This window comes from Frankia sp. Mgl5 (assembly GCF_023242985.1).
GTDB lineage: Bacteria > Actinomycetota > Actinomycetes > Frankiales > Frankiaceae > Parafrankia > Parafrankia soli.
The window spans coordinates 1-261 of sequence record NZ_JALKFY010000186.1 but is presented as its reverse complement, the minus strand read 5'-3'; the positions used below and the strand labels follow the sequence as shown (position 1 = coordinate 261).

The 261-nt window shown below is 54.4% G+C and carries 1 pseudogene; it reads left to right on the top strand.

The window, feature by feature from the left end:
* Positions 1 to 261: pseudogene (locus tag MXD62_RS08925) on the top strand (DNA repair exonuclease); the annotation flags it as partial.

The window sequence follows — 261 nt, the reverse complement described above, 5'->3', positions numbered from 1 at the left end:
CGATCTGCTCTATGTGACTTTTGCTGGTGAACGGGTCAATCATTTTACTCCTTCCCTCGAACTGCTGCAGTCCAGTTTCGCTCACTTTTTCCATATTCAATTCGTCGACAAGACCTGGCCTGACGTGGATGAAGAGAAGCTTCGTGCCGAAGGCGGTGTCTGGGGACGCTGGCTGAGTGCGTTGGAGGCGGCTGAAGTGGACGCGAGCGATGAAACAGGCCGGGAGATTGCCCGACTGGCGAAAAAGGAAGCGTTGAGAAG